Genomic DNA, 21,838 nt, shown 5'->3' on the forward strand with positions numbered 1-21,838 from the left:
ACCCCCGCGTCGGTCAGTACGAACGTGAGCGAGCCGAGGCAATCGATATCGCGCATCGGGCGATGTCAACGTCGTACATCGGGGCGCCCCCGCCGGGCCTGCGCGGTGACGCCGACCGCATGGTGGCGGCGCTGCTGGCGGCAGGCTGGACGCCGCCCAGTGAGCTGACGGCCGAGTACGCCACGGCCGGCATGAAGACCTACCGGCGGCGCGTCATCGTCGTCGAAGACTGGACGGAGGTACCCCGTGGATGAATGCCACCACCGTTGCCACCGTGGCCCCCGGTGCGCTCGGTGGCAACGCCACCCCGACACCGGCGCCCGGATCGGTGCCGAAATCAACGCCGACCGTGGGTTGTGCACCGCGTGCACAGTCCACCTCGGCGACGTCCTCGGCGAGCTCCCGCGCGACTACGTCGAATTACACCGCGTCCTCGCCCGCATCGCCCGGCCCGGCGCCGACGTTGTCACCGGCACCCGAGACCTCCCGATCCCCGTCCGGGCCGACGTCGAAGCTCTCATGGCCGAAATCGTGCATGAAGCGATCTGCTGGGCCGAGTCCACAAGCGACGTGCTCGGCATCGTGATGGACACGCAAGTCACCCGCGATTCACGGCCCGGCGTGGCCCTGCAGCGCGCCGCGCGCATCCTCGCCAACGCCGTGCCCGTGTTCCTCGCCCTGCGCGACGTCGAGCACGTCGAACACGCCGGCCTGGTCGACGGCATTGCCACGGTCCTCGTCCGCGACGGCCTCGACGGCGCCGTCCTCCTGCTCGACCGGCATCACCGCGCCCGCGCCGTCATCGGGCAGACCCGAAAAATCAACCACTTGCCGTCGCCCTGCCCGCGGTGCCAATACCTCAGCTTGGAGCGTGAAGACGGCGACGACGTCATCCATTGCCGCGCCTGTCTGCGGGATTACACGTGGGAGGAATACGACACGTTGTGCAGCATTCTCGCCGATCGCAAAGGCTTCGCGGCGTGAGTCCCCGGCGCAAACAGCCCGATCCGTGGCCGTGGCCGGCCGACACGCCCACCGAGCGTGCCCGCCGGATCGCCCGCACCTACCGGGACGCGTACGCCGCCGTCGCTCCCGAGGCGTGCCGCGAGCTCGACGGCCGGGTTCAGGGCCTCGGTCAGGGCTGGATCGTGCCCGCCGTCGCGCAGTTCAGCGACGACGACTTGCTGACCGTCGAAGAACTGGCGGACTTCTGCCGCGTCCAGCCCGGGACGATCGACCAGTGGTGTTCTCGCGGACTGGCCAGTGTGGACACCCCGGACGGTCGGCGATTCCTCATCCGCGACGCCCTCGAATACCAGGCACGGGCACGCCGCCGCCGGGCCGGACTTGGCGAAAGCGGCTGACAGTATTACCGTGTGCACCAAGCACACGTGCGCCCGAAATCCGGCGCCGACGTCAATTCCCATTTGATTGTCTCGTGTTTCCACGCGCGACCTACCGTCTTCAGATCTCGACCAACTACGGCCACGTACTGACGGTCGACATCGACGCGGCTGACGCGGCTGACGCCGTCACAGCCGCCAATGACCAGCTCCGCGCCGGCGTTCTCGAAATGCCGGACGGGGAGGTCGTTCGCGGTGCCATCGTCCACCTCAATGTCCGGCCGCTACGCGGTGGACGGTGAAAGGAATCCGCCGGCCTTGCCGTTCTGGATCGTCTGCCTCGGATGGGCACTGATCATCACCAGCCTGATCGCGACCGGCGCCGGAATCGGCGTCGTCGCCGAACGCGCTCGCACCCGCAACGCCGGTAGACACCGCCGCGAACGCGCCGAGCCCCACGCCGAGAGGACGTCATGATCACCGCGAAGGTCAAGTGCACCAGCAAGACCGTCCAGGGCGAACCCGGGGACGCCGGCCGCTTCGCGCAGGTCGCGTTCGCGGCCGACTACGCCGACGGTCGCAACGCCGAATGGGCGTTGGCCACTCCGCACCTCACCGTGAACATGACCCTCAACGGGCAGGCCGCCGACCTGTTCGACCAGGGCACCGCCTACACCTTGCAGTTCGTCGAGAGCGACGACTGAGACCCCCTCGGTGCTGCTGGCCGACCCGTAGGTAAGAGCAGGTCCAACGGGGTTTCACCGGCACCGGTCCGCGTCCCGAAGATGCCGGGCCGGTGACGCCCGGCGCAGATTACGGGTGGTCCCACCTGCCGCCAGCTTCCGAACCGCCACCAACGCGAAAGGGCAACCGCCGTGCCCACACGCATCATCGAACCCCTGCGCGGGCTCGCCGTCCCCATCGACAACCTGATCAGCGACCCCGACAACGCCCGCCGTGGCGACGTCGCCGCGATCCGGCGCAGCCTCAACGTCTTCGGACAGCGCAAACCCGTCGTCGCGAAACTCACCGGCACCGACGCCGAAGGCCGGCCAACCGGCATCGTCACCGCCGGCAACCACACGTTGCAAGCGGCCCGAGACCTCGGCTGGTCCGACCTCGCCGCCGTGTTCGTCGACGACGACGCCACCACCGCCAAGGCGTACGCGCTCGCCGACAACCGAACTGCCGAACTGGCTACATGGGACGCCGACCAGCTCGCCGCGAACCTCCGCAGCCTCGCCGATGCCGAGTTCGACACCCTTGCCCTCGGCTGGTCGGAAACCGAACTCGACAAGCTGACCGGCGACCCGGCCGACCTGACCGAGTTCAAAGAGTACGACGAATCGGCCGCCGATGACGTCAAGCTCATGACCTGCCCCGAATGCGGGCACGAATTCCCGCCGTGACCGGCTACGGCGCCGAGTTGACCGCCGCATGGGCCGCCCACACCGCGCCTCGCGAGCCGGACGCACCCACCGTGGCGTCCCTGTTCGCCGGATGCGGCGGATCGTCTCTCGGCTACTCCATGGCCGGTTTCCGCGAACTACTCGCCGTCGAACGCGACCCGCACGCCGTAGCCATGTTCCGCCGCAACTTCCCCGACGTAGCCGTCTACCACGGCGACGTCACCGAGCTGGACCCCGCCGCACTGCCGCTCGCACCCGGCGAACTCGACGTGCTCGACGGGTCCCCACCGTGCCAAGGGTTCTCCCGCGCCGGCAAGTTCACCGCACGCGACACCCGCAACGACCTGTTCCGCCACTTCGTGCGCCTGCTCTCGGCATGGCAACCCCGGATGTTCGTGATGGAAAACGTCGCCGACATGATCCGGACACGGATGCGGGTCCGGTTCGCCGAAGTCCTCGCCGCGCTCCGCACCGCCGGCCCCGGCTACCGCGTCACCGCGCGCGTCCTGGACTCTTCATGGCTGCGGGTGCCGCAGTCCCGAAGCCGGATGATCTTCATCGGCGTACGGTCCGATCTGGACGCCGAGCCGACCCACCCCACGCCGGTGTCCCGGCCTCTGACCGTGCGCCACGCCTGGGCCGACCTGGACAACCCCGGGCTGATCGTCCGCCCGACGGGGAAGTTCGTGGCTCTCGCCCCGATGATCGGTCCCGGCGAAAACGGCGCCAAGGCCCTCCGGGCAGCAGGACGCAAGCCCGCACAGTTCAACCTGTACCGGCTGTCATGGCACCGGCCGGCACCCGCATTGCCGAGCCTGTTCGGGACCAGCTGGGCCGGCTTCCTCCACCCCGCCGAAGACCGGTTCATCGGGTCGCGGGAGATGACCCGACTCCAGTCGTTCCCGGACGAATACGACTGGGGCGACTCGGCGTACAAGCTGATCCACGCCCGGGTGGGCAACAGCGTGCCGCCGTTGATGATGCGGGCCGTGGCCACCGCCGTCCGGTCCACACTGGACCAGACGCGCACCGGCCCGGTTGTGGGGCAGGGAGGCGCACCGTGTCCCGCACCGAGGCCACACGCGCCGGCAGGGTAGGCCGCGCGTGGCGCGAGGTCAGCTCCCGCGTCTACGCCGAAGAGACCCACTGCTGGATCTGCGGGGACTACGTGGACCCCCGGTTGCACCCCCGGCACCCGCGGGCCCGCTCGGCTGACCATCTGATCCAGCTGAGCCACGGCGGCCACCCCACGCGGCGTGCCGGGCTCCGGCTCGCTCACCTCGGGTGCAACAGCGCGCGAGGCAACCGGCTACGGGCCGTCGCCCTCGGTGACTGCGCGTGCCAGCACGGTCGGCCGTGCGCGCCGCTCGCCAGCCACCAGCCGCGCGGCTACGTCGCCGTCGACGCGAGCAGCGTGTGACGTCAGCATCTGACCTACTTGTCGTGAGTTAGCTCGGAGCTCGCACCGTGTTCGTCAGCTACTCACGGGTAAGGACCGGCCGAGCCTGTGGACAGCCTTGTGGATCTTGTGGATGGTTGGGTAGTTGATCTCCACCGGGTCGAAGATTGATCTCCAACCGGGACTTGGTGATCAACTACCGGGGGGTACCAAGATCACGTGGAGATCAACTCAGCTGACCCCGCGCCCCACGTCCCCCGCAGATCTCCCCCCGCGCTCGTGCGCAGGCCCGCCAACGGGTCCTCACATGTCAGTTGATCACAGTGCGCGTTCGTAAGTTGTCGTGAGCAACCTGCCAACGTTTGCGCAGGTAGGAAGCTGACGGACCGGTGATGGTCAGGACCTTGACGACCTGTTAGCAGGAGATTTTCGGTGACGTTCTGTAGTCGGCGGGAGGTGCCGACTTGGCCGCCTCGGAAGAGCAGAGAGCTAAGACCGCCGAGCGTCGCCGCCGGGCGGTCGCGATGCGTTTTGCCGGCGTCGATTACGAGACGATCGCCGAACGGCTTGGCTACGCCGGCCGCGCGGCGGCGTGCAAGGACATTCAGCGCGCGCTCGCCCCGAACATCGCTGAGGACGCCGCCCCGGCTACCGACGAACAGCGCGCGCTCGAACTGATGCGGCTGGACCGGCTACAGGCCGCCGCGTGGCCCGCGGTCCTCAAAGGAGACCTGCGCGCGATCGACACGGTCGTCCGGATCATCTCGACCCGGGCGAAGATCCGCCGCGACGCCGACGCCGCCGAGCGCGGAGCCCGGCAGGCCACCCCGGTTGCGGAGGTGAGTGGCATTGCCGATCTCACTGAGCGAATCGCCGCGCGGCGCGGGGCGGCCACGGGTTGAGGTTGTCCCGCCGCACGTGTTCAGCCTGGGCGCCGAGGCGGTCGAACTCGCCCGCCGCGCCGGCCTGGAACTGGACCCGTGGCAGCAGGACGCCCTACGGGTGATGTTGGCCGTCCGCGAGGACGGCAAGTGGGCGTGCTTCGAGTACGGCGAGATCGTGGCTCGCCAGAACGGCAAGGGCGCGATCCTCGAAGCGCGTGCGCTCGCGGGGCTGTTCCTGCTGGGCGAACGCCTGATCATGTGGAGCGCGCACGAGTACAAGACCGCGATGGAAGCGTTTTTGCGGTTGCGGGCGCTCATCCGGAATCTCGAACACGTCGGCGTGATCCCGGCCGACACCGTGAAAACCTGCAACACCAACGGCGAAGAGAGCTTCGAGATCCGCGCCACCGGCCAGCGGCTCAAGTTCATCGCCCGCTCGAAGAGCAGTGGCCGCGGATTCTCCGGCGACTGCAACCTGATCGACGAAAGCTTTGCCTACAGCGCAATCCAGCACGCCGCCCTACTCCCGACGATGAGCGCTCGCCAGAACCCGCAGATCGTGTACACGTCGTCGCCACCCCTGGACGGGGACAGCGGGGACGTCCTGTTCGCCCTCAAGGCGCGCGCCGAGGCCGGCGGTGACGACTCGCTCGGCTGGCGCGACTGGGGCCCGGCGGCGAACCTGGACCAGCTCGACCGGCTCAACCTCGACGACGTCGCGTTGTGGGCCGCCACGAACCCGGCCATGGGCGTCCGGATCACCGAGGAGACGATTCGGCGGGAACGCCGGTCGATGGGTGCTCCGGAGTTCGCCCGCGAGCGGCTGAGTGTGTGGCCGCGGCAACTGATCGGCGGCGGCGCGATCGACCCCGCGAACTGGGCGGCCCTCATGGACCCCGAGTCGCGCCGGGACGGCGACGTCGCGATCGGCGTGGATATCGCGCCGGACCGCAACTATGCCGCGATCGGGCTGTATGGCCGCCGCGCCGACGGGTACGGCCACATGCAGATTGTGGACTACCGCCCGGGGACGGATTGGCTGCTGGACCGCATCCGGGAGTGGCGCGAGGCTGTCAACCCCGTCGCGATCGCCATGGGCCGGGCCTGCGCGGCGTCCCTGGACGTCGAGTTGGAAAAGGTCGGCATCACCCGGCCCGAAGACCCCGAGAAGCCGCGACGCGGCGATCTCGCGGTCACCAGCGCCATGGAGATGTCCGCCGCGTGCGGTCAGTTCCTCGATGGAGTCCGGCAGCGCACCGAACGGTACGTCCCCGACGCCGCAAACGCCCTGGACGCCTCGGTGGCCGGCGCCAAGGTCAAGCAGAACGGCGACACGCTCGTGTGGGCCCGCAAAGAGTCTGCCGCGGACACAAGCCCGCTGGTGGCCGTCACGGTCGCGCGGTGGGCATGGCACGCCCTGTCGCACCTGGTGGACCAGAACGTCAGTGCCGAACCGACGTTCGCGCTGCTCTGACGATGCGGATCGTCGTCATCGCCGGGCCACCGTGCGCCGGCAAGACCACGTTCGCCGACCTGGTCGCCGGTCCCGACGACATCGTCTTGGACTTCGACGTGATCGCCCGCGAACTGGGGTCACCGGTGCTGTGGAGCCATCCGGAGCCGTGGCGGTCCCGGGCCGAAGCGGACATGCAAGCCGCCGTCCGCTGGGCCGTACTCGAGCCCAGCGGCGCGACCGCGTGGGTCATCCGCACGGCCCCGCGGCCTCGGCAGCGCGCCGAACTCGCCGCCCGATGGGACGCGGCCGTCTACCTGCTCAACCCGGGCGAGCGGGAATGCCGCCGGAGAGCACGGGCCGACGGCCGACCTGCCGGGACGTCGACGTCGATCGGTGAATGGTTCAGCCGCTACGCCCCATGGATTCACGACCAGGACCCCGGCCGGCTCCGCCCGGAGTGGGCGAGCCCGTCGCCGCCCGTTGACCGGGGAATCGTCTGCGTCGATCCCCGCTACGTCTGACGGGGGGCACCATGGCCGTTCTCGACCGCGTCCCCACCGACCGGATCAACGCCAGGGCCAAGGCTCTTTCGGCCGGACGCGTCGCCCTCACCGTCGTCGCCGCCGTCCTGTTCGGACTCGGCTGGCTCATTGCCAAGGCGCTCGGTGGTGCGTGGTTCGTCCTGGCGTGGTGCTTCGCCGCAATCCAGGTGGGTTGGAACGACGCGAGGGGCCGTGACTGATGGGCCTGCTCGAACGGATCGCACAGTCGCGAAAGCGCCCCGAGGCCCGAGACAACAACACCGTCGGTCTCTCGATGACCGATTGGCAACGGATGTGGCGGCCCGGCTCACAGGTCGTCTACGACGGCTTGACGTACCAGGCGTACCAGCTCGGTTCGTCCGGGTCGATGAACTCCGGGTTCTACGAGTCGAACGCCGTGGTCTACGCCTGCGAAGCCAAGCGCGTATCGGTCTTCTCCGAGGCCAGGTTTCAGTACCAGCAGATGCGCAACGGCCGACCCGGCGACCTGTTCGGCACGCCGGACCTCGCAATCCTCGAAGAGCCGTGGCCGGGAGCAACCACCCGTGACCTTCTGGTCGCCGCGGAACTCGACGTCGCCACCTACGGCAACTCGTATTGGGTCGCCGACCACGACAACTACTTGGTCCGGCTCGACCCCGGCAACGTCAAGATTCTCACCGAGGCCATCGAGGACCAGGTGACCGGCCTGCGCGTCGGGGAACGCCTGCTCGGCTACGTCTACATGTCCACCAACGACACCATGACGGTCTACTCACCGCACGAGATCGCGCATTACAAGCCGATCCCGTCGCGGTGGCAGTTCCTCGGTCAGTCGTGGATGACGGCGTGCCTACAAGACATCGACGCCGACACACAGATGACCGAGCACAAGCGCGTGTCCTTGCGCACCGGCGCGAACCTGTCCTATGTGGTCAGCCTTGACAAGTCGATCACGCCAGATCAGTTCGCCGCCTTCGTCGAAAAGTTCCGGGCCGCGACCGAAGGCCCCGCCAACGCGGGCAAAACGGTGTTCCTCGGCGGCGGCGCGGACATCAAGACCATCTCGCAGACGTTCGGCGACCTCGCGTTGGCCGCCACGCAGGGCGCGACCGAAACCCGGATCGCCGCGTGCGCCGGCGTCCACCCCGTCATCGTCGGCCTGTCCGAAGGCATGGCCGGCAGCTCTCTCAATGCCGGCAACTACACGTCGGCGAAACGGCAGTTCGTGGACGGCACGATGCGCCCGTTGTGGGGCGCGTTCTGCGGCGCGTTTCAGTGGCTGCTCAAGGTTCCCAGCGGTGCCCGGCTTTGGTACGACGACCGCGACATCGCGTTCCTGCGCGAAGACGTCAAGGACCAAGCCGAAATCCAGGCATCCGACGCGGCGACGATCAGCACGCTGATCATGGCCGGGTTCACCCCGGACGCGGTCGTGGAAGCGGTCCACGCAAACGACCTCAAGCGACTCGCGGGCGCCCACTCCGGCCTGTTCTCGGTGCAACTCCACCCTCCGGGCGCCGAGCAGGCGCCGCCACCGGCCACCGAAAAGAAGGTGCAAAAGCCATGAACGCGCCCACCGACCTGTGCCGTTCGGTGCAGTTCACGGTCACCCGGGCCGACGCGGAGCCGACCGGCGACGGCCTCACGCTCGAAGGCTACGCGGCCGTATTCGACCAGCCCACCGAAATCGACTCGTGGGAAGGCTGTTTCCTGGAGAAGATCCGCCGGGGAGCATTCAAGAAGACGATCCGCGAGACCACGCCCGTCATGCAATTCGATCACGGACGGCATCCGCTGATCGGATCGATTCCCATCGGCACGATCACTGACCTGCGCGAGGACGACCAGGGCCTGTACGTCGCCGGCCGCATTTCGGACAACTGGCTGATGCAGCCTGTGCGCGACGCCATCGCCAACAAGTCCGTCAACGGCATGAGCTTCCGGTTCTCGGTGGTGCGGGACGAGTGGCGCGACAACACCGGCACGTTGCTGAAGGCCGGGGAGCTGCCCGAACTGCTGTGGGACCCCGGTGACCGGGGCCCGCTCGAACGCACACTGATCGAACTCAAGATGGCCGAACTCGGGCCCGTGGTGTTCCCGGCCTACGTCGGGACTTCCGTGTCGGTCCGCGCGGCCGGCATCGCCGCGACGATTCAGCAGGACGACGAGCTTCGCCGCGAGGTCCGCGCCGCGCTCGCCAGCGCCCGCACCTCTCACGACGCACCGCCCGAAGACCCGGCCTTGCGCCGCGAAGTCGCTCGGGCCGTGCTGTTCCCCACGACTTCACAGGCCGCGCCGCCCGAGGGGCACCCGGCTGACCGTTCGCCGTTCGGTCATGACCGAACGGCGAACACGGAGACCGAGCCCGCAGAGGCTCCCGACGCGCCGCCCGAGGGGCACCCGTCGAACCCCGAAGACGCGCCGCCCGCCGAAGGGCACCCGTCGCCCACTGATCGCGCCGCTCGGCAGCTCTATGCCCGGCGCGCTTACGTGACGCGCAATGGCGTCGGAAAGCTAGGCATCAATGCCCGAGGAGAAGAACACGCGGCTTGTTGAGCTGCGTAATCGCCTCAAGGACCTTGACGCGAAGATCCTGCACCTGGCGGAGAAGGAATCCATCCTCACGCCCGATGAGGAACAGCGTTGGGACGACCTCACCGTTGAACGGGAAACGATTCTTCCCGAGTACGAGAAGCTGGAAGAGCGCGCAGCCCGCGCGGCGCAGATCCGGAACAAGACGTATCGGCAGATCTCCGGCCTGCCGGACGCCAAGAAGCCGACCGATGAGTGGTTCGGCGTCGACGTCCGGACGATGGATTGGCGGACCGCCCGTGACGGCGCGCTCCGGGTCCTCGAAGACCGCGACTCGAACCACATGCTCAACGCCCACCAGGCCGACCTTCTGGACAACCGCGTCCGGTCGGCCGGATACACCGAACTCGCCCGCCGCATCCTCGTCACCGAGAACGAGCACTACCGCAGCGCGTTCCACAAGAAGATGACCCGCGGCAACGACGCGGTTCTCACGCCGGAGGAAAGCATTGCGATGCTCCGGTACGAGGAGTACCGCGCCGCGTCGGAAGGCACCACCACCGCCGGCGGTTTCGCGATCCCGGTGTTCATCGACCCCAGTGTCATCCTGACCGACCAGGAAACGGACAACCCGTTCCTGAGCATCGCGCGACAGGTCGACGTCAACACCAACGCGTGGAAGGGTGTCAGCGCGGCCGGCGTTAGCTGGTCGTTCGACGCCGAGGCCACGGCGGTGTCCGACGACAGCATCACCATCGCTCAGCCGAGCGTGACCGTCTTCACGGCACGCGGCTTTATCCCGTACTCGATCGAGATCGGCGAGGACTGGCCCGGCTTTCAGTCCGAGATGGCTCGACTTCTGGCTGAGGGCTACGACGAACTTCTCATCGACAAGTTCAGCCGTGGCTCGGGTTCCGGCGAGCCACGCGGCATCCTCACCGCCCTCGGTGCGGCGTCGGGATCGCAGGTCGTGTCCACTACGGACGGTGCGTTCGGCCAGGAAGACATCTACAAGACGTGGAAGTCCCTGCCGCAGAAGTACCGCCGGAAGGCATCGTGGATGATGTCGGTCGACATCAACAACCGCATCCGGCAGTTCGGCGCGGCGAACGTGTACCACGCCGCCACTGTCACCCTGCCCGCCGGCGCGGCCGAGGTCCTGTTCAACAAGCCGGTGTACGAATCCCCGTACTTCCCGGACTTCACCGGCACGACCGGCGTCGAAAACCGCTGCGTCGTCGGCGACTTCTCCAACTACGTGATTGCCCGTCGTACCGGCATGAACGTGGAGCTTGTTCCGCAGCTGTTCGACGTGACCAACAACCGGCCCACGGGCCAGCGCGGTTGGTTCGCTTACGCACGCATCGGTGGCAACAGCGTCAACGACGCGGCGTTCCGCCTGCTGCAGAACCAGTAATCACGCCCCCTCGGCGATCGGCGAGGGACCGAGGGGGCTGGTGCCCGGCGGACACCAGCCCCCTCAACCACCATCCCGGAAGGACAAACCATGGCTGTCGTCTACGCGACCTTCTCAACGTGGGTCACCCCGACCGTCCAGATCGAGCGGGGTGAAATCTGGGACGCTGACGACCCGGTCGTGGCCAGTCACCCGGACTGGTTCACGTCCGACCCGAGCGCGTTCGCCCGTCGCTCAGCCGCCGACGTCTACAACGCGGGGAACGCTGAGACTGGCCGGGTCGAAAAGGCGACCGCCGAACCCGGCGAGAAGCGCGCTCTCAGCAAGACCGATCAGGCTTTCGACGAAGCCGCGAGCCTGCGCGAAGAACTCGAGAACGCCGACGTCAAGGTGGACGGTCGATGGGGACTCGACCGGCTTCGCGAGGAATACGCCAAGATCAACGAAGCCGCCGAGACCACCGACGAATGACGGGGTCTGTCTGCCTCGCGTACGTCCACGACATCGACGTGGCGTACAGCTTCCACGACTCGGTGATCAACCTGCTGATGTTCGACGCGTCCACCCGCGGCCGCGTCCTCGAAGGCGGGTACATCGCCGTCCGGTGCGCGCGGAGCTCCGACCTGGTCGACGCCCGCAACCACGCCGTGAAGACATTCCTCGAACGGCCGGCCGACTGGCTGTTCTTCGTGGACACCGATATGGGTTTCGCACCGGACACCATCGACCGCCTCATCGAGGTCGCCGACCCGAAGACCCGCCCCATCGTCGGCGGCCTGTGCTTCGCCCAGAAAGAGACCGCCCAAGATGGCCTATCGGGCTACCGCACCGCACCCCGGGTGACGATCCTCGATTGGGTCGACACCGACGGCGGGCCGACGTTCATGGGTCGCACCCGATACCCGGTCAACAGCGTCATCAAGTGCGCCGGCACGGGCGCCGCGTGCATCCTCATCCACCGGTCCGTCCTGGAACGCATCCGGGACGAGAACGGTCCCGTGTGGTTCGACCGCGTACCCGGCGGCGGCGGCAAGCTGCTCGGCGAAGACGTGTCGTTCTGCGTCCGCGCTGGCGCACTCGACATCCCCGTCCACGTGCACACCGGCGTCCGGACAACGCACCTGAAAAGCGCCTGGCTCGGCGAAGCCGACTTCTGGGACGCCGCGACCGCACCGCCCGCAACCGAGCCGACCGCAGTCGTCGTCCCGGTCATGCGCCGTCCCCAGAACGCGGAACCGTTCATGGCCACCCTGCGGGCGACGACCGGACTGGCGACCGTCTACGCCGTGGCCGACGTCGCCGACACCGAGACCGCCGACGCATGGCGGCACGCCGGCGCCCAAGTCATTGACTATGACGGCGATACGCCCGGGACGTTCTCGGAAAAGATGAACACCGGCTACCGAGAGACGACCGAGCCGTGGATCTTCCTGACCGGCGATGACGTCGCGTTCCGCCCGGGATGGCTCGACCACGCCCAGGCAACCGCCGGGGACGATCTCCACGTCATCGGCACCAACGACCTGGGAAACCCCGCCGTCATCGCCGGCGAACACGCAACACACATCCTGATCCGCCGCGCCTATGTGGACGAGACCGGCGCAAGTTGGGACGGCCCGAAGGTCCTCGCGCACGAAGGCTACCGACATTGGTTCGTGGATAACGAGATCGTGACCGCAGCTCGCCGACGCGGCGTCTGGGGCATGGCACTGGCGTCCGTCGTCGAGCACCTGCACCCGCGGTGGGGCAAGGCCGACACCGACGACGTGTACGCGCTCGGCGAGTCCCGTGCGATCCCGGACCGGCACCTGTTCGAGAGGCGCGCACGCAAGCATGTTCAGTGACCCGGCCACGTTCAGGACAGCGGAACCGTTCCCACACGTCGTCATCGACGACCTGTGGGACGCCGCGCGCCTGCGGGCTATCGCCGCCGAGTTCCCGCCAGCCACCGACCCACGATGGGTGACCTACCCCGACCCCAAGGAACGCGGCAAGCGCTGCGGCGGCCCCGACATGTGGGGCCCCGAGACGCATCGATGGTTCTCCGACATGCGAACCCCGGAGATGGCCCGGGAACTGGAGACCTTGACCGGAATCCAATCCCTCTCCGCCGACACCCTCGGCGGCGGGATGCATATGACATCCGACGGCGGCCGACTCGCATCGCACGTCGATTTCAATATCCACCCGCATGACCCGACACGAGAGCGGCGCGTCAACGTCCTCGTCTTTCTCAACCCCTTGTGGCGAAACGAGTGGGGCGGCGCGCTGGTCCTCGGCGAACACCGCGACGTCGAGATCACCCCGACGTTCAACCGGACCGTGATCTTCGAAACCTCGGACCGGTCATGGCACGGCCACCCCGACCCGATTGCGGGCGAGCACCACCGCAAGTCGCTGGCCTGCTACTTCTACGCACCGCGCCGCACCGAGGCCAGCAACCCGCACTCAACGATTTGGCGGTGAGGCGGTGCACGCCGAGGCACACGCGTGGGTGGAATACCACCGCACATTTCAACGGGTCGCCGTCCTCGACATTGGCGGCCGTGACATCAACGGCTCCGTGCGAGACCTCTTCCCGAACGCCGACTACACCGTACTCGATATCCGCCCCGGCGCCCGCGTCCACATCATCGCCGACGCCGCTAGCTGGACCCCGGACCGGGAATACGACGTCGTGGTCTGCTGCGAAGTGTTCGAGCACACCGACGTCTGGCCGGAAATTTGCGCAACCGCGTACAAGGCCGCCGCACCCGGTGGGAAGTTCATCGTCACGTGCGCCGGCCCCGGACGGGGCGAACACTCCGCGATCGACGGATCGGGCGGACTACACCCGGGCGAGCACTACGCGAACGTGTCTGCTGACGCGCTCGGGCGCGTCCTGCGCGACTGCGGATTCGTCGACGTGATCACCGACCAGCGCACCGGCCCGTGCGACACCCGCGCCGTCGCCTACAAACCTCGGACCGCCTAAACCGAAAGGTGTTGGCATGGCGCTTGTCGCGGCCTACTCCATGGACGAATCCGGTGACACCGTCATCGACCTTTCCGGCAACGCCCACGATTTCGCCCTGACGTCCGGCGCGACCCGGGTCACCGGCCACACCCTCGGCGGACTTCGCCCCAACGGGGCCACGCCGCTTACCCTGCCGAACATCGGCCAGACCGACGAACGCACGGTCATGTTGTGGGCGAAAGGCAGCATCCCGGACGCGTGGCCGATCCAGTGGTACGACCCGACCGCAGACGGCGGGGCAGGGTCCGGCGCGTGGGGAATCCTCAGCAATATGGGGAACATCTGCATACAAGGCCGCAACGGCGCCGACGAATTCGCCCGGCCGCTCACCGCATGGCCGGACACGACGAATTGGCATCACGTGGCCGGCACGTTCGGCGGCAACGCCGTGAAGCTGTACCTCGACGGCGTGTTGGCGGACCAGCAGACGCTAACCGGCCCGCTCCGCATCGCCGACGCCCCGACGTTGTTCGGGTGGACCGGCACGGATTCCTATGACGACCTACGGATCTACAACACAGCCCTAGAGCCCGCGGGCATCGTCGCCGCCATGAACACTCCGGTCGCGTCGTCCGACCTCGCGTCCGCCGCCGCGCTCGCCATCGACGCCACGTTCGTCAACCGGGTGTGCGCCGCAATGCAGCAATACGGGGTCATCGTCGGAAAGGCGATCCTCGGGGCCGGCTCGCCGTCCGCCGCGGATAAGGCCCGCTTGATCCTTGCGCAAGCCTGCCTTGCCGACCACGCGACCTACACCGACCGGTTCGTCTGGGCTCTCGCGTCCGACGCCGAGGTGGACAACACCGTCGACGACGCGACGATCCGATCAAAGGTCGCTGACGTCTACAACCTCATCGCCGGCGTGCCGGTGTAGATCCCAACCCCATACGGAGGGACACGCAATGCCGCACGGACCATGGCCGCCCGCATCACCGTGGGTATGGGGCGACTCATTTTGGGACGTTGATGGAAACCAGCACCCCCTGACCTTCTACGTACGGTTCGACAGCCCGGTCAACGGCACGGGAACCCTTGTACTGCAGGGCATCGACTACGAACGCGACAGTGAGGTCCCATGGAACTACATGATCGTCGACCGATCGGACGCGGAACGCGTGTCACTTGAGATGACCGGCGAGACTGGCACGTTCGGCGTTGAGGAACTTAGCGGCATCGGTCTAGAGACCTTTGACGACATCGGTTCCCTGACTGCCGGAGTGAATCCGGAGTAACCGGCATGGCAATAGCCCTCGACGGCAGTTCGCCGGCGTTCGTCAAGGGCACGGCGAACCCCGCCACCACCGCGAGTTTCACCCCGCCGTCCGGTGCCCTGCTCATCGCGTTCTCGATGGCGGACGAATCCAACACATTCTCCTTGTCAGGCGGCGGTCTCAGCTGGACCCAACTGGACACCGTGGGCGTGACCTCGCGCAACTCGCTCGCGAGCTGGTGGGCGATCTCGGCCGGGTCCAGCATGACCGTGTCGAGTACCAAGAGCGGTAGCTTCACGGCGAACGCCCTGCGGGTACTGGTATTCACTGGCGCTGAGGCGTCGTTCACCGGCGCGCACAACGTCGCGCAGTCCAACACGATCACATTGACGATGACGCAGACCGGCTCATGGGGATGGGCGGCGTTCGGCGACAACCTCGGCGCCACGACCGACACCGCGGGCACCGGATGCACCTGGAACGACGCGGAATCCGCATTCGGCGGTGTCGCGGGCGGCATCCTCAAGCGCACGACCGCAGACGGTGTGTCCGGTTCCGGCACCACGATGTCCGCGGGATCGGCAGCGTCGGATTGCAGCATCATCATGGTTGAGGTCAAGGCCACCGCGACGGCCATCACACCCAGAACCGTTCGACTTCCGCAAGCGGCCTTCCGCGCGGCGTGCCAGTGAACGGGGGCCACTGTGGACCTTCCGCCAGACATCCCGATCGATCCGGACGCCCCGCCCGGAGCGTTGCCGGACCTCCCGCCCGGCTACGTGTGGGGACTCAAGATCACGGCCGAGGCCGAAGTGATCAAAGCCGCCGACGCCGAACAGGAAGGCTGATCAATGACCGTCGGAATCAGCTCCGCGAACCTCGCTAACAAGTGGCTGGACATGTTGGCGGGCACGGCTTTCACTGCGCCGACGACCTGTGCAGTCAAGCTGCACACCGGCGACCCGGGTTCAGCCGGGACCACCAACGCATCGTCGGTCACCACCAGGCCGACCGTGTCGTGGTCTGCGGCGTCCGCCGGTTCCAAGTCGATGTCGAACACGCCGAGCTGGGCGAGCTGGGCCGGCACCAACGGGGAGGTTGTCTCGCACATCTCGGCGTGGGATGCAACCTCGGCGGGAAACTTCCTGTTCTCCGCCGCCCTGACGGCGTCGAAAACCGTGAACACCGGAGACACGCTGAATCTGACGAGTCTGACGTTCGCGTTCACCCCGATCGCGGCGTGATCCGATGGCATCCGTTCGGTACTACATCGCGTGGAACGCCGTGTCCCTCTCGGCGGCCACGGCCAAGACGATTTTGGAACTCCCCTCGCCGGCAAACGGGTCGCCGCAGATCGAAGAACTCGTGATCGGGTGCGACGCGACCGCCGCGGGCAGCCTCAAAATCGAGTGGGGAACGTTCACCACCACCGGCACCGGCACCGCTGCCACACCGCAGAAATGGGCCGGGGACCGTAACATCGACTCTGCGGTGTCGGCGGCGAAAGTCGCCGACACCGTCGAACCCACGGGATTTAGCCAAGGAACCCTCGGCGGCACCCTGTACCCGGCCGTGACGATTCCAACGCCCATGTATTTCCCGTTTCAGTGGCCGCTCGACCAGGAATTCGCGATCCCCGAATCGACGAACTTTGCTATCCGACTCACGTCCTCCGGCGCCGCGAACACGGTGGGCTGGATTCGGTGGCGCGAGTAGGGGTGACCCATGGCGAGGTTCGGCCGTACCTTCCCGATCCCGCGGCGCCCGTTCTACCTTCTCGCCAGTAGTGCCAAGACCGCCGATGCGGTTGTCGCCGAAGCCGCCGCTATCACGGCCGATACGACGACCACCAAGCCGGTGGACGCAGCGGTCACCGAGACCGCCACCGTCACCGCCGCCGCGACGTGCACCAAGGCCGTCGCGGCGTCGGCCACCACCACGGCCACGATCACCGCCGACACCGCCGTGACCAAGCCGGTCACCAGCTCGGCCACCACGACGGCCACCATCACAGCCGACACGGCCGTGACGAAGCCGGTGACCACCTCGGTCACCGCGACGGCCACCGTCACCGCAGACACGACCACCGCCAAGCCCGCGGCGGCCTCGGTCACGACGACCGTCACGATCACCGCGTCCGCGACGGTGACCAAGCCGACCGACGCCGCGGTCACGACCACCGCGACCATCACGGCGGACGCCACGATCGGCGCCGCGCCCAAGACCATCGACGCGGCCGTCACCGAGACGGCCACCGTCACCGCGGACGGGCAGGCCACCAAGCCCGTCGACGCGTTCACCACCGCCACGGCCGGGATCACCGCAGCTGCTCAAGGCACCCGGCCGGCCGTCGCCACCCTCACCACGACCGCCGCTCTTTCTGGCACCGCGGCGACGACCAAGCCCGAAGACGCGTCGGTCACCACGACGGCGACGATCACGGCAACGGCCACGGTGATCAAGGGCGTCACCGCCGCAGCCACCATCAGCGCGACCGTGACGACGACCGCCGCGATCCCGACGGCGACCGGCGGGTTCGTCTGCCAGGACTTCACCACCGTCGTCACCGTCGACGCGCTCACCGGCGCAGCGACCATCGACGCCTACGCGACGACCGCATTCATCACCCTCACCGACGCCACCGCCACCGTCGTGACCGACGACGCCACCGCCACGATCTGCGGGAGGTGATCCGTGGCCACCCAACAGGCGATCACGCTCAATGAGTCGAACGACGAAAACGTCAAACTCATCATCACCACCAACGTCCCAACCGCCGGGACCGCGCTCGACCTCACCGGGATGTCCCTAGAGGCGTTCGTCAAACCCACCCGCGCCACCGCCGATTCGGACGGCGCCGTGTGGAAGGGCACCACCACCGGCGGGCAGGTCGTCATCACCGACGCGGCCAACGGCAAGGCGACAGTGTCGATCCCGGGGTCCGCCCTCACCACGACGCAAACGTGGTGGCGCGTCGATGTCCTATCCGGCGGCCTGCGCAAGACCGCCATATACGGCGCCCTCACCGTTACCGACCTCTAGGGCCCCGCCCCGAACGCCACCCCGCCGGCCGTCCTCGAGCCCGCCGGCGCCAAGCCCACCACCACCAAGGAGGGCCGATGGCGATCGACGTTGGCGACCTCTACCGCTGTTCGTTCACCCTCACGTCCCCGGCGGGCGGCAACGTCAACGCCGGGACGATGACGTTGACGATCACCCTTCCTGACCAGACCACAACGGTCGTGGGCCCGGTGGCGCCCACCACCACCGGCGTCTACGTCTACGACTACCAAACCGTCCAGGCAGGACGGCACACAGCGCATTGGGTCGGCACCGGCGCGAACCCCGGCGCCTACGTCGAGGTCTTCGACGTACGGCCCGCAGACGCCCCCTACCTGGTCAGCCTCGCCGACATCAAGGCCCAGACGAATATCAGCAACACCGTCTCGGACGAAGAGCTGCGGACATACCTCGAAGCCGCAACCGGCGTCATCGAACGCCACCTCGGCCAAGCGGTGGTGCGACGGTCACGGACCGAGGAACACCTCATCCCCTCCGGCGGCGGCCTGGTCCTCAACTGGACACCCGTCGTCTCGGTGACCTCTCTCGCCACGGTCGACGGCTCATACACCTGGAATCCGGCGACCCTGTACGCGACGCCGGCCGGCTTGGTCACGTGCCCGCTCGGGACTGCCCCGTACGGCCATGTCGCCGTGACCTACGTGGCCGGCACGTCCCTGGTGCCCGAGGAATACGGGCTGGCCGCCCGGATCATCGTGCAGCACCTCTGGGAAACCCAACGTGGCGCCGCCGGCGCCCCGCGGGCTGGCGGGCTCGGCGACACGCTCGGCATCAGCCGGTCGGCCGGGTCCGGACTCGGCTACGCCATCCCCAACCGCGCCCTCGAACTGCTCGGCACCGGACTGCCGGGGGTCGCATGAGCGAATCCCGGCTCCCTGCGGCCATCGACGCCATCGTTGCCGCACTCACTGCCGCCGGCCTCACCGTCTGGGACGGCCCGGTCATCAGCGGCGACTACTCGGTGGCCTGCGTCTACATCGGATACGACGGCGACCCGTCGTACGAAGAAGAACGCGCATCGTCCACACAGCAGACGTGGGCCGGCCTCGGCGCCAAGCGGAGAGACGAGACCAACGAAATCGTCTGCGCTGCCGTGACCATCACCGGCAATGACGCCCGGTCATGGAAAGAAGCACGGGACTCCGTCTATGCCCTCGTTGAAACCGTCGGGCAAACCCTGCGGGCCGATCCGTCCCTAGGGCTCTCAACGCCGTCCGTCGCCGAGTTGTGGCCCGGTGACTATTTCCAGGAAGCGGGACCGGCCGGATACCAAGCCCGGGTCGTTTTCTCCATCAATCACAAGACCCGCGTGTAAAGGGAGACATTCATGCCCAGGTTCCGCCTGCGGTCGAACCATGCCGCCGTCGACCTGTACCAGCCGTCCGGCGGGCCCGACAGCTTCGAAATCGAGCCCGGACAGGAAATCGAAGTTCCCGGCGAACTCGTCACCGAACGACCGGCCCCGAAAAAGGGAGAGCCGGAACCCGCGCCCCTTCCCGACGACGCATTCATCGTCGCGAACGGGGGCGAAGAGCAGGCATGGCCGCACGCCGTGTGGGAGCTCGCCGACAAGCCCGCCGCCGCGTCGGCACCCGCGGCCTCGCCGGTGAAGGAGAAGTGACGTGACCACGGGAAGCGGCCTCGACGCTCAGATCGGGTTCGGCCAGGAAAGTGTGTGGGGGACGCCCGTCACCCCGACGCGGTTCGTCGAATTCGATTCGGAGAGCATGAAGTTCGATCCGACCTGGCTCGAACCGAACGCACTCCACAAGGGACTGAAGTACAAGCGACTCAGCCGCGCGACGATCTCGCGCAGCTCCGTGTCCGGCGATGTCACGATGGACGTCAACACGCTCGGCATGGGGATGTTGGTCCGGAACATGCTGGGCTCTACCACAACGACGACGACTCTGGTGTCCGGATCGGCGTACAAGCAAATCCATGTGCCCGGAGACTTCCGCGGCCTCGGCCTAACCGTCCAGGTTGGACGGCCCGAGCCGTCGACCGGAACCGTGCGTCCGTTCACTTACGAAGGGTGCAAGGTCGTCAAATGGGAGTTTTCGTTGAAGGACAACGACACTCCCAGCCTCAAGCTGACCTTTGACGGCCAGGCTGAATCGACGGCGACGGCGCTGACGGCGGCGTCGTACCTCAGTGGGTCCAGCACCTACAACTTTTCGCAAGCCACGCTAAAGCTGGGCGGCACGCCTGCCACGGCAAGCGGCGAGACGACCATCACGTCCGGCGTCACGGTCGCGACGATCATCAAGGAAATCACGATCTCTGGCACGGTCCCGATGGCAACCGACCGGTACGGAGTCGGCAACAGCGGCCAAAAGGCTGAGCCTCTCGAAAACGGGATTCCCATGATCACAGGGAAGCTCTCGGCCGAGTTCAATAAGACCGAGCTGTACGACCTGTACACCGCCGCTTCGGGGACCGCGCTACAGCTCGACTTGACTGGTGCCGCAATCGGAAGCGCGAACTACCTGTTCAGCTTCATTATCCCGGCGATCAAGCTCAAGACCGCCGCGCCGACGGTGGGTGGTCCGGACATCGTGCCCATGAGCACCGACTTCGAGGGCTACAGCAACGAAGTCGATCCGGTCATTCAGTGCAAGATCGTCTCCACCGAGTCGACGACGGTGTAGCCGATGGCGACCGAGGCGGAGTTAATCCTGAACGCCGAGGCGCGCCGAGACTACCGCGAATTGGCCGCGAAACTCCGCAAGCGCAAGGAACACCGGAAGACGTTGCGCAAGAAGATCGCCGATGCCGGCCGTCCGATCCTCGCCGAGGTGAGGACGGCCGTCCAGGAACTCCGTGTCACCGGCCGGTCCGGCGGCGGAGCGAAGCAACGGCGGCTTCACAACGTGGCCCGCGCCAGAACGGAACGCGCCGCGCAAGCGGCCGCGCGTCGACATGCCGGGCTAAGGCGGACCGTCGCATCGGCAACCAACCTCAAGGTGACCGCCAAGGGCGTCAAGTTCGTCGTGGACGAGAACCGTTTGCCGGCCAATCAACGGGGCTTGCCCCGCGCGCTGGACCTGCGTAAGGGGTGGGACCACCCGGTCTTTGGCCGTGCGGATATTCCCAAGGCGCACCAGAAGGGCGGACCGTGGTTCGCGTCGACAATCGCCAAGCACGAGCAGGCGTTCCGGCACGCAATCGTTGAGGCAATGGACGAGATCAAACGAGATATCGAAGAGTAAGAGGGACGAGAGCCTATGCGCTGCCGCATCGGTGACAACGAATACGACTTCGACTTCCGGATGACGGTCGCCGAGGCGATCTTTCTGCAAGAGAAAGCTTTTTGCACGGTCCTGGAATTCGGGCCCGCCCTGCAAAAGGCGGACGCCCGCGCCCTCGCGGTACTGATGTACATGCTGAAGAAGCGAAACAAAGAGGTCGTCAAGTGGGACGACATCCTCAAGATGGACGTGTTCAGCCTCCAAATGCTGCCTGACCCGGAGCAGGCCGACGCCGGTGATGACGTCGAGGACGAGGTGGCGGAATCAGCGGGGGACCCTACCTAGCCAACTGGAAGGACCCGCAACTCCGGTACC

At 67.3% G+C, this 21,838-nt stretch carries 33 protein-coding genes; all 33 read left to right on the forward strand.

From position 1 onward, the window contains the following. Positions 1-62: 62 nt before the first annotated feature. Positions 63-254 carry a hypothetical protein gene (locus BLV96_RS31410; RefSeq protein WP_143051048.1) on the forward strand — a complete coding sequence of 64 codons (192 nt, stop codon included), beginning with the start codon at positions 63-65 and terminating at the stop codon, positions 252-254. Next, positions 247-984 carry a hypothetical protein gene (locus tag BLV96_RS31415; protein WP_143051049.1) on the forward strand — a complete coding sequence of 246 codons (738 nt, stop codon included), beginning with the start codon at positions 247-249 and terminating at the stop codon, positions 982-984. The genes BLV96_RS31410 and BLV96_RS31415 overlap by 8 nt, the downstream gene beginning before the upstream one ends. Then, the gene (locus BLV96_RS31420; protein ID WP_086684563.1) at positions 981-1,364 is read left to right on the forward strand and encodes a hypothetical protein; all 384 of its coding nucleotides are present in this window, start codon (positions 981-983) and stop codon (positions 1,362-1,364) included. The genes BLV96_RS31415 and BLV96_RS31420 overlap by 4 nt, the downstream gene beginning before the upstream one ends. A 252-nt stretch (positions 1,365-1,616) precedes the next feature. Further along, positions 1,617-1,820, forward strand: coding sequence for a hypothetical protein (locus BLV96_RS31425; RefSeq protein ID WP_086684566.1), 204 nt, complete (start codon positions 1,617-1,619; stop codon positions 1,818-1,820). Continuing rightward, complete coding sequence (locus tag BLV96_RS31430) at positions 1,817-2,047, forward strand: hypothetical protein (RefSeq protein WP_086684569.1); 231 nt, start codon at positions 1,817-1,819, stop codon at positions 2,045-2,047. The genes BLV96_RS31425 and BLV96_RS31430 overlap by 4 nt, the downstream gene beginning before the upstream one ends. Before the next feature lie 171 nt (positions 2,048-2,218). After that, positions 2,219-2,752, forward strand: coding sequence for a ParB N-terminal domain-containing protein (locus BLV96_RS31435; RefSeq protein ID WP_086684572.1), 534 nt, complete (start codon positions 2,219-2,221; stop codon positions 2,750-2,752). After that, complete coding sequence (locus BLV96_RS31440; protein ID WP_086684575.1) at positions 2,728-3,849, forward strand: DNA cytosine methyltransferase; 1,122 nt, start codon at positions 2,728-2,730, stop codon at positions 3,847-3,849. Before BLV96_RS31435 ends, BLV96_RS31440 begins: the two co-directional genes overlap by 25 nt. After that, complete coding sequence (locus tag BLV96_RS31445) at positions 3,813-4,172, forward strand: hypothetical protein (protein WP_091389778.1); 360 nt, start codon at positions 3,813-3,815, stop codon at positions 4,170-4,172. Before BLV96_RS31440 ends, BLV96_RS31445 begins: the two co-directional genes overlap by 37 nt. A 443-nt stretch (positions 4,173-4,615) precedes the next feature. Then, a complete protein-coding gene (locus BLV96_RS31450) occupies positions 4,616-5,053 on the forward strand; it encodes a hypothetical protein (protein WP_091389781.1) in 438 nt (145 codons plus the stop codon). Beyond that, positions 4,995-6,509, forward strand: coding sequence for a hypothetical protein (locus BLV96_RS31455; protein ID WP_208608370.1), 1,515 nt, complete (start codon positions 4,995-4,997; stop codon positions 6,507-6,509). Before BLV96_RS31450 ends, BLV96_RS31455 begins: the two co-directional genes overlap by 59 nt. A gap of 2 nt (positions 6,510-6,511) precedes the next feature. Beyond that, on the forward strand, positions 6,512-7,012 hold the full coding sequence (locus tag BLV96_RS31460; protein WP_086684057.1) for a DEAD/DEAH box helicase family protein: 501 nt from the start codon (positions 6,512-6,514) through the stop codon (positions 7,010-7,012). 11 nt (positions 7,013-7,023) lie between these two features. Beyond that, complete coding sequence (locus BLV96_RS31465; protein WP_086684060.1) at positions 7,024-7,233, forward strand: hypothetical protein; 210 nt, start codon at positions 7,024-7,026, stop codon at positions 7,231-7,233. Between the two features lie 74 nt (positions 7,234-7,307). After that, positions 7,308-8,582 carry a phage portal protein gene (locus BLV96_RS31470; RefSeq protein WP_158104234.1) on the forward strand — a complete coding sequence of 425 codons (1,275 nt, stop codon included), beginning with the start codon at positions 7,308-7,310 and terminating at the stop codon, positions 8,580-8,582. Continuing rightward, complete coding sequence (locus BLV96_RS31475) at positions 8,579-9,571, forward strand: HK97 family phage prohead protease (RefSeq protein ID WP_086684066.1); 993 nt, start codon at positions 8,579-8,581, stop codon at positions 9,569-9,571. Before BLV96_RS31470 ends, BLV96_RS31475 begins: the two co-directional genes overlap by 4 nt. Then, the gene (locus tag BLV96_RS31480; RefSeq protein ID WP_091389784.1) at positions 9,540-10,964 is read left to right on the forward strand and encodes a phage major capsid protein; all 1,425 of its coding nucleotides are present in this window, start codon (positions 9,540-9,542) and stop codon (positions 10,962-10,964) included. Before BLV96_RS31475 ends, BLV96_RS31480 begins: the two co-directional genes overlap by 32 nt. A gap of 90 nt (positions 10,965-11,054) precedes the next feature. After that, positions 11,055-11,435: a hypothetical protein gene (locus BLV96_RS31485; RefSeq protein WP_086674063.1), complete on the forward strand. Its 381-nt coding sequence runs from the start codon at positions 11,055-11,057 to the stop codon at positions 11,433-11,435. A 62-nt stretch (positions 11,436-11,497) separates the two neighbouring features. Continuing rightward, complete coding sequence (locus BLV96_RS31490) at positions 11,498-12,808, forward strand: glycosyltransferase family 2 protein (protein WP_167379793.1); 1,311 nt, start codon at positions 11,498-11,500, stop codon at positions 12,806-12,808. Further along, on the forward strand, positions 12,798-13,430 hold the full coding sequence (locus BLV96_RS31495) for a 2OG-Fe(II) oxygenase (RefSeq protein ID WP_086674061.1): 633 nt from the start codon (positions 12,798-12,800) through the stop codon (positions 13,428-13,430). The genes BLV96_RS31490 and BLV96_RS31495 overlap by 11 nt, the downstream gene beginning before the upstream one ends. Before the next feature lie 4 nt (positions 13,431-13,434). Beyond that, positions 13,435-13,938 (forward strand): methyltransferase domain-containing protein, encoded by a 504-nt coding sequence (locus BLV96_RS31500; protein WP_158104090.1) that lies wholly within the window; start codon positions 13,435-13,437, stop codon positions 13,936-13,938. A gap of 16 nt (positions 13,939-13,954) precedes the next feature. Further along, on the forward strand, positions 13,955-14,854 hold the full coding sequence (locus BLV96_RS31505) for a LamG domain-containing protein (RefSeq protein ID WP_086674059.1): 900 nt from the start codon (positions 13,955-13,957) through the stop codon (positions 14,852-14,854). A gap of 28 nt (positions 14,855-14,882) precedes the next feature. Further along, positions 14,883-15,212 (forward strand): hypothetical protein, encoded by a 330-nt coding sequence (locus BLV96_RS49330; protein ID WP_143051052.1) that lies wholly within the window; start codon positions 14,883-14,885, stop codon positions 15,210-15,212. 5 nt (positions 15,213-15,217) lie between these two features. Further along, positions 15,218-15,883 (forward strand): hypothetical protein, encoded by a 666-nt coding sequence (locus BLV96_RS31510; RefSeq protein WP_086674058.1) that lies wholly within the window; start codon positions 15,218-15,220, stop codon positions 15,881-15,883. Between the two features lie 12 nt (positions 15,884-15,895). Next, positions 15,896-16,039 (forward strand): hypothetical protein, encoded by a 144-nt coding sequence (locus BLV96_RS50025; RefSeq protein ID WP_158104089.1) that lies wholly within the window; start codon positions 15,896-15,898, stop codon positions 16,037-16,039. A 3-nt stretch (positions 16,040-16,042) separates the two neighbouring features. Next, a complete protein-coding gene (locus tag BLV96_RS31515) occupies positions 16,043-16,435 on the forward strand; it encodes a phage tail fiber protein (protein ID WP_086674057.1) in 393 nt (130 codons plus the stop codon). Positions 16,436-16,439: 4 nt separating this feature from the next. After that, positions 16,440-16,907, forward strand: a complete 468-nt coding sequence (locus BLV96_RS31520) for a hypothetical protein (RefSeq protein ID WP_086674055.1) — start codon at positions 16,440-16,442, stop codon at positions 16,905-16,907. Between the two features lie 9 nt (positions 16,908-16,916). Then, a complete protein-coding gene (locus BLV96_RS31525) occupies positions 16,917-17,882 on the forward strand; it encodes a hypothetical protein (RefSeq protein ID WP_086674053.1) in 966 nt (321 codons plus the stop codon). A gap of 3 nt (positions 17,883-17,885) precedes the next feature. Further along, positions 17,886-18,233, forward strand: a complete 348-nt coding sequence (locus BLV96_RS31530; protein ID WP_086674051.1) for a hypothetical protein — start codon at positions 17,886-17,888, stop codon at positions 18,231-18,233. Positions 18,234-18,310: 77 nt separating this feature from the next. Further along, positions 18,311-19,132, forward strand: coding sequence for a head-tail connector protein (locus tag BLV96_RS31535; protein ID WP_086674049.1), 822 nt, complete (start codon positions 18,311-18,313; stop codon positions 19,130-19,132). After that, the gene (locus BLV96_RS31540) at positions 19,129-19,587 is read left to right on the forward strand and encodes a hypothetical protein (RefSeq protein WP_086674047.1); all 459 of its coding nucleotides are present in this window, start codon (positions 19,129-19,131) and stop codon (positions 19,585-19,587) included. Before BLV96_RS31535 ends, BLV96_RS31540 begins: the two co-directional genes overlap by 4 nt. Positions 19,588-19,599: 12 nt before the next feature. Beyond that, a complete protein-coding gene (locus tag BLV96_RS31545; protein ID WP_086674045.1) occupies positions 19,600-19,893 on the forward strand; it encodes a hypothetical protein in 294 nt (97 codons plus the stop codon). Position 19,894: 1 nt separating this feature from the next. Continuing rightward, positions 19,895-20,923, forward strand: a complete 1,029-nt coding sequence (locus BLV96_RS31550) for a phage tail tube protein (RefSeq protein WP_086674043.1) — start codon at positions 19,895-19,897, stop codon at positions 20,921-20,923. 3 nt (positions 20,924-20,926) lie between these two features. Then, the gene (locus BLV96_RS31555; RefSeq protein WP_086674041.1) at positions 20,927-21,484 is read left to right on the forward strand and encodes a hypothetical protein; all 558 of its coding nucleotides are present in this window, start codon (positions 20,927-20,929) and stop codon (positions 21,482-21,484) included. A gap of 15 nt (positions 21,485-21,499) precedes the next feature. After that, positions 21,500-21,808 (forward strand): hypothetical protein, encoded by a 309-nt coding sequence (locus BLV96_RS31560; RefSeq protein ID WP_086674039.1) that lies wholly within the window; start codon positions 21,500-21,502, stop codon positions 21,806-21,808. Positions 21,809-21,838 lie beyond the last annotated feature (30 nt).

Origin of the sequence: Amycolatopsis pretoriensis (genome assembly GCF_900107925.1) — a bacterium.
Taxonomy (GTDB): Bacteria; Actinomycetota; Actinomycetes; order Mycobacteriales; family Pseudonocardiaceae; genus Amycolatopsis; species Amycolatopsis pretoriensis.

Bases quoted from the DNA above. Each gene is read 5' to 3' on its own strand.
- BLV96_RS31495 (WP_086674061.1), top strand. From the start codon at position 12,798: ATGTTCAGTGACCCGGCCACGTTCAGGACAGCGGAACCGTTCCCACAC.
- BLV96_RS31425 (WP_086684566.1), top strand. From the start codon at position 1,617: ATGTCCGGCCGCTACGCGGTGGACGGTGAAAGGAATCCGCCGGCCTTG.
- BLV96_RS31440 (WP_086684575.1), top strand. From the start codon at position 2,728: ATGCGGGCACGAATTCCCGCCGTGACCGGCTACGGCGCCGAGTTGACC.
- BLV96_RS31510 (WP_086674058.1), top strand. From the start codon at position 15,218: ATGGCAATAGCCCTCGACGGCAGTTCGCCGGCGTTCGTCAAGGGCACG.
- BLV96_RS31460 (WP_086684057.1), top strand. From the start codon at position 6,512: ATGCGGATCGTCGTCATCGCCGGGCCACCGTGCGCCGGCAAGACCACG.
- BLV96_RS31555 (WP_086674041.1), top strand. From the start codon at position 20,927: ATGGCGACCGAGGCGGAGTTAATCCTGAACGCCGAGGCGCGCCGAGAC.
- BLV96_RS31470 (WP_158104234.1), top strand. From the start codon at position 7,308: ATGACCGATTGGCAACGGATGTGGCGGCCCGGCTCACAGGTCGTCTAC.
- BLV96_RS31480 (WP_091389784.1), top strand. From the start codon at position 9,540: ATGCCCGAGGAGAAGAACACGCGGCTTGTTGAGCTGCGTAATCGCCTC.
- BLV96_RS31465 (WP_086684060.1), top strand. From the start codon at position 7,024: ATGGCCGTTCTCGACCGCGTCCCCACCGACCGGATCAACGCCAGGGCC.
- BLV96_RS31525 (WP_086674053.1), top strand. From the start codon at position 16,917: ATGGCGAGGTTCGGCCGTACCTTCCCGATCCCGCGGCGCCCGTTCTAC.
- BLV96_RS31505 (WP_086674059.1), top strand. From the start codon at position 13,955: ATGGCGCTTGTCGCGGCCTACTCCATGGACGAATCCGGTGACACCGTC.
- BLV96_RS49330 (WP_143051052.1), top strand. From the start codon at position 14,883: ATGCCGCACGGACCATGGCCGCCCGCATCACCGTGGGTATGGGGCGAC.
- BLV96_RS31515 (WP_086674057.1), top strand. From the start codon at position 16,043: ATGACCGTCGGAATCAGCTCCGCGAACCTCGCTAACAAGTGGCTGGAC.
- BLV96_RS31535 (WP_086674049.1), top strand. From the start codon at position 18,311: ATGGCGATCGACGTTGGCGACCTCTACCGCTGTTCGTTCACCCTCACG.
- BLV96_RS31475 (WP_086684066.1), top strand. From the start codon at position 8,579: ATGAACGCGCCCACCGACCTGTGCCGTTCGGTGCAGTTCACGGTCACC.
- BLV96_RS31545 (WP_086674045.1), top strand. From the start codon at position 19,600: ATGCCCAGGTTCCGCCTGCGGTCGAACCATGCCGCCGTCGACCTGTAC.
- BLV96_RS31410 (WP_143051048.1), top strand. From the start codon at position 63: ATGTCAACGTCGTACATCGGGGCGCCCCCGCCGGGCCTGCGCGGTGAC.
- BLV96_RS31430 (WP_086684569.1), top strand. From the start codon at position 1,817: ATGATCACCGCGAAGGTCAAGTGCACCAGCAAGACCGTCCAGGGCGAA.
- BLV96_RS31485 (WP_086674063.1), top strand. From the start codon at position 11,055: ATGGCTGTCGTCTACGCGACCTTCTCAACGTGGGTCACCCCGACCGTC.
- BLV96_RS31540 (WP_086674047.1), top strand. From the start codon at position 19,129: ATGAGCGAATCCCGGCTCCCTGCGGCCATCGACGCCATCGTTGCCGCA.
- BLV96_RS31520 (WP_086674055.1), top strand. From the start codon at position 16,440: ATGGCATCCGTTCGGTACTACATCGCGTGGAACGCCGTGTCCCTCTCG.
- BLV96_RS31560 (WP_086674039.1), top strand. From the start codon at position 21,500: ATGCGCTGCCGCATCGGTGACAACGAATACGACTTCGACTTCCGGATG.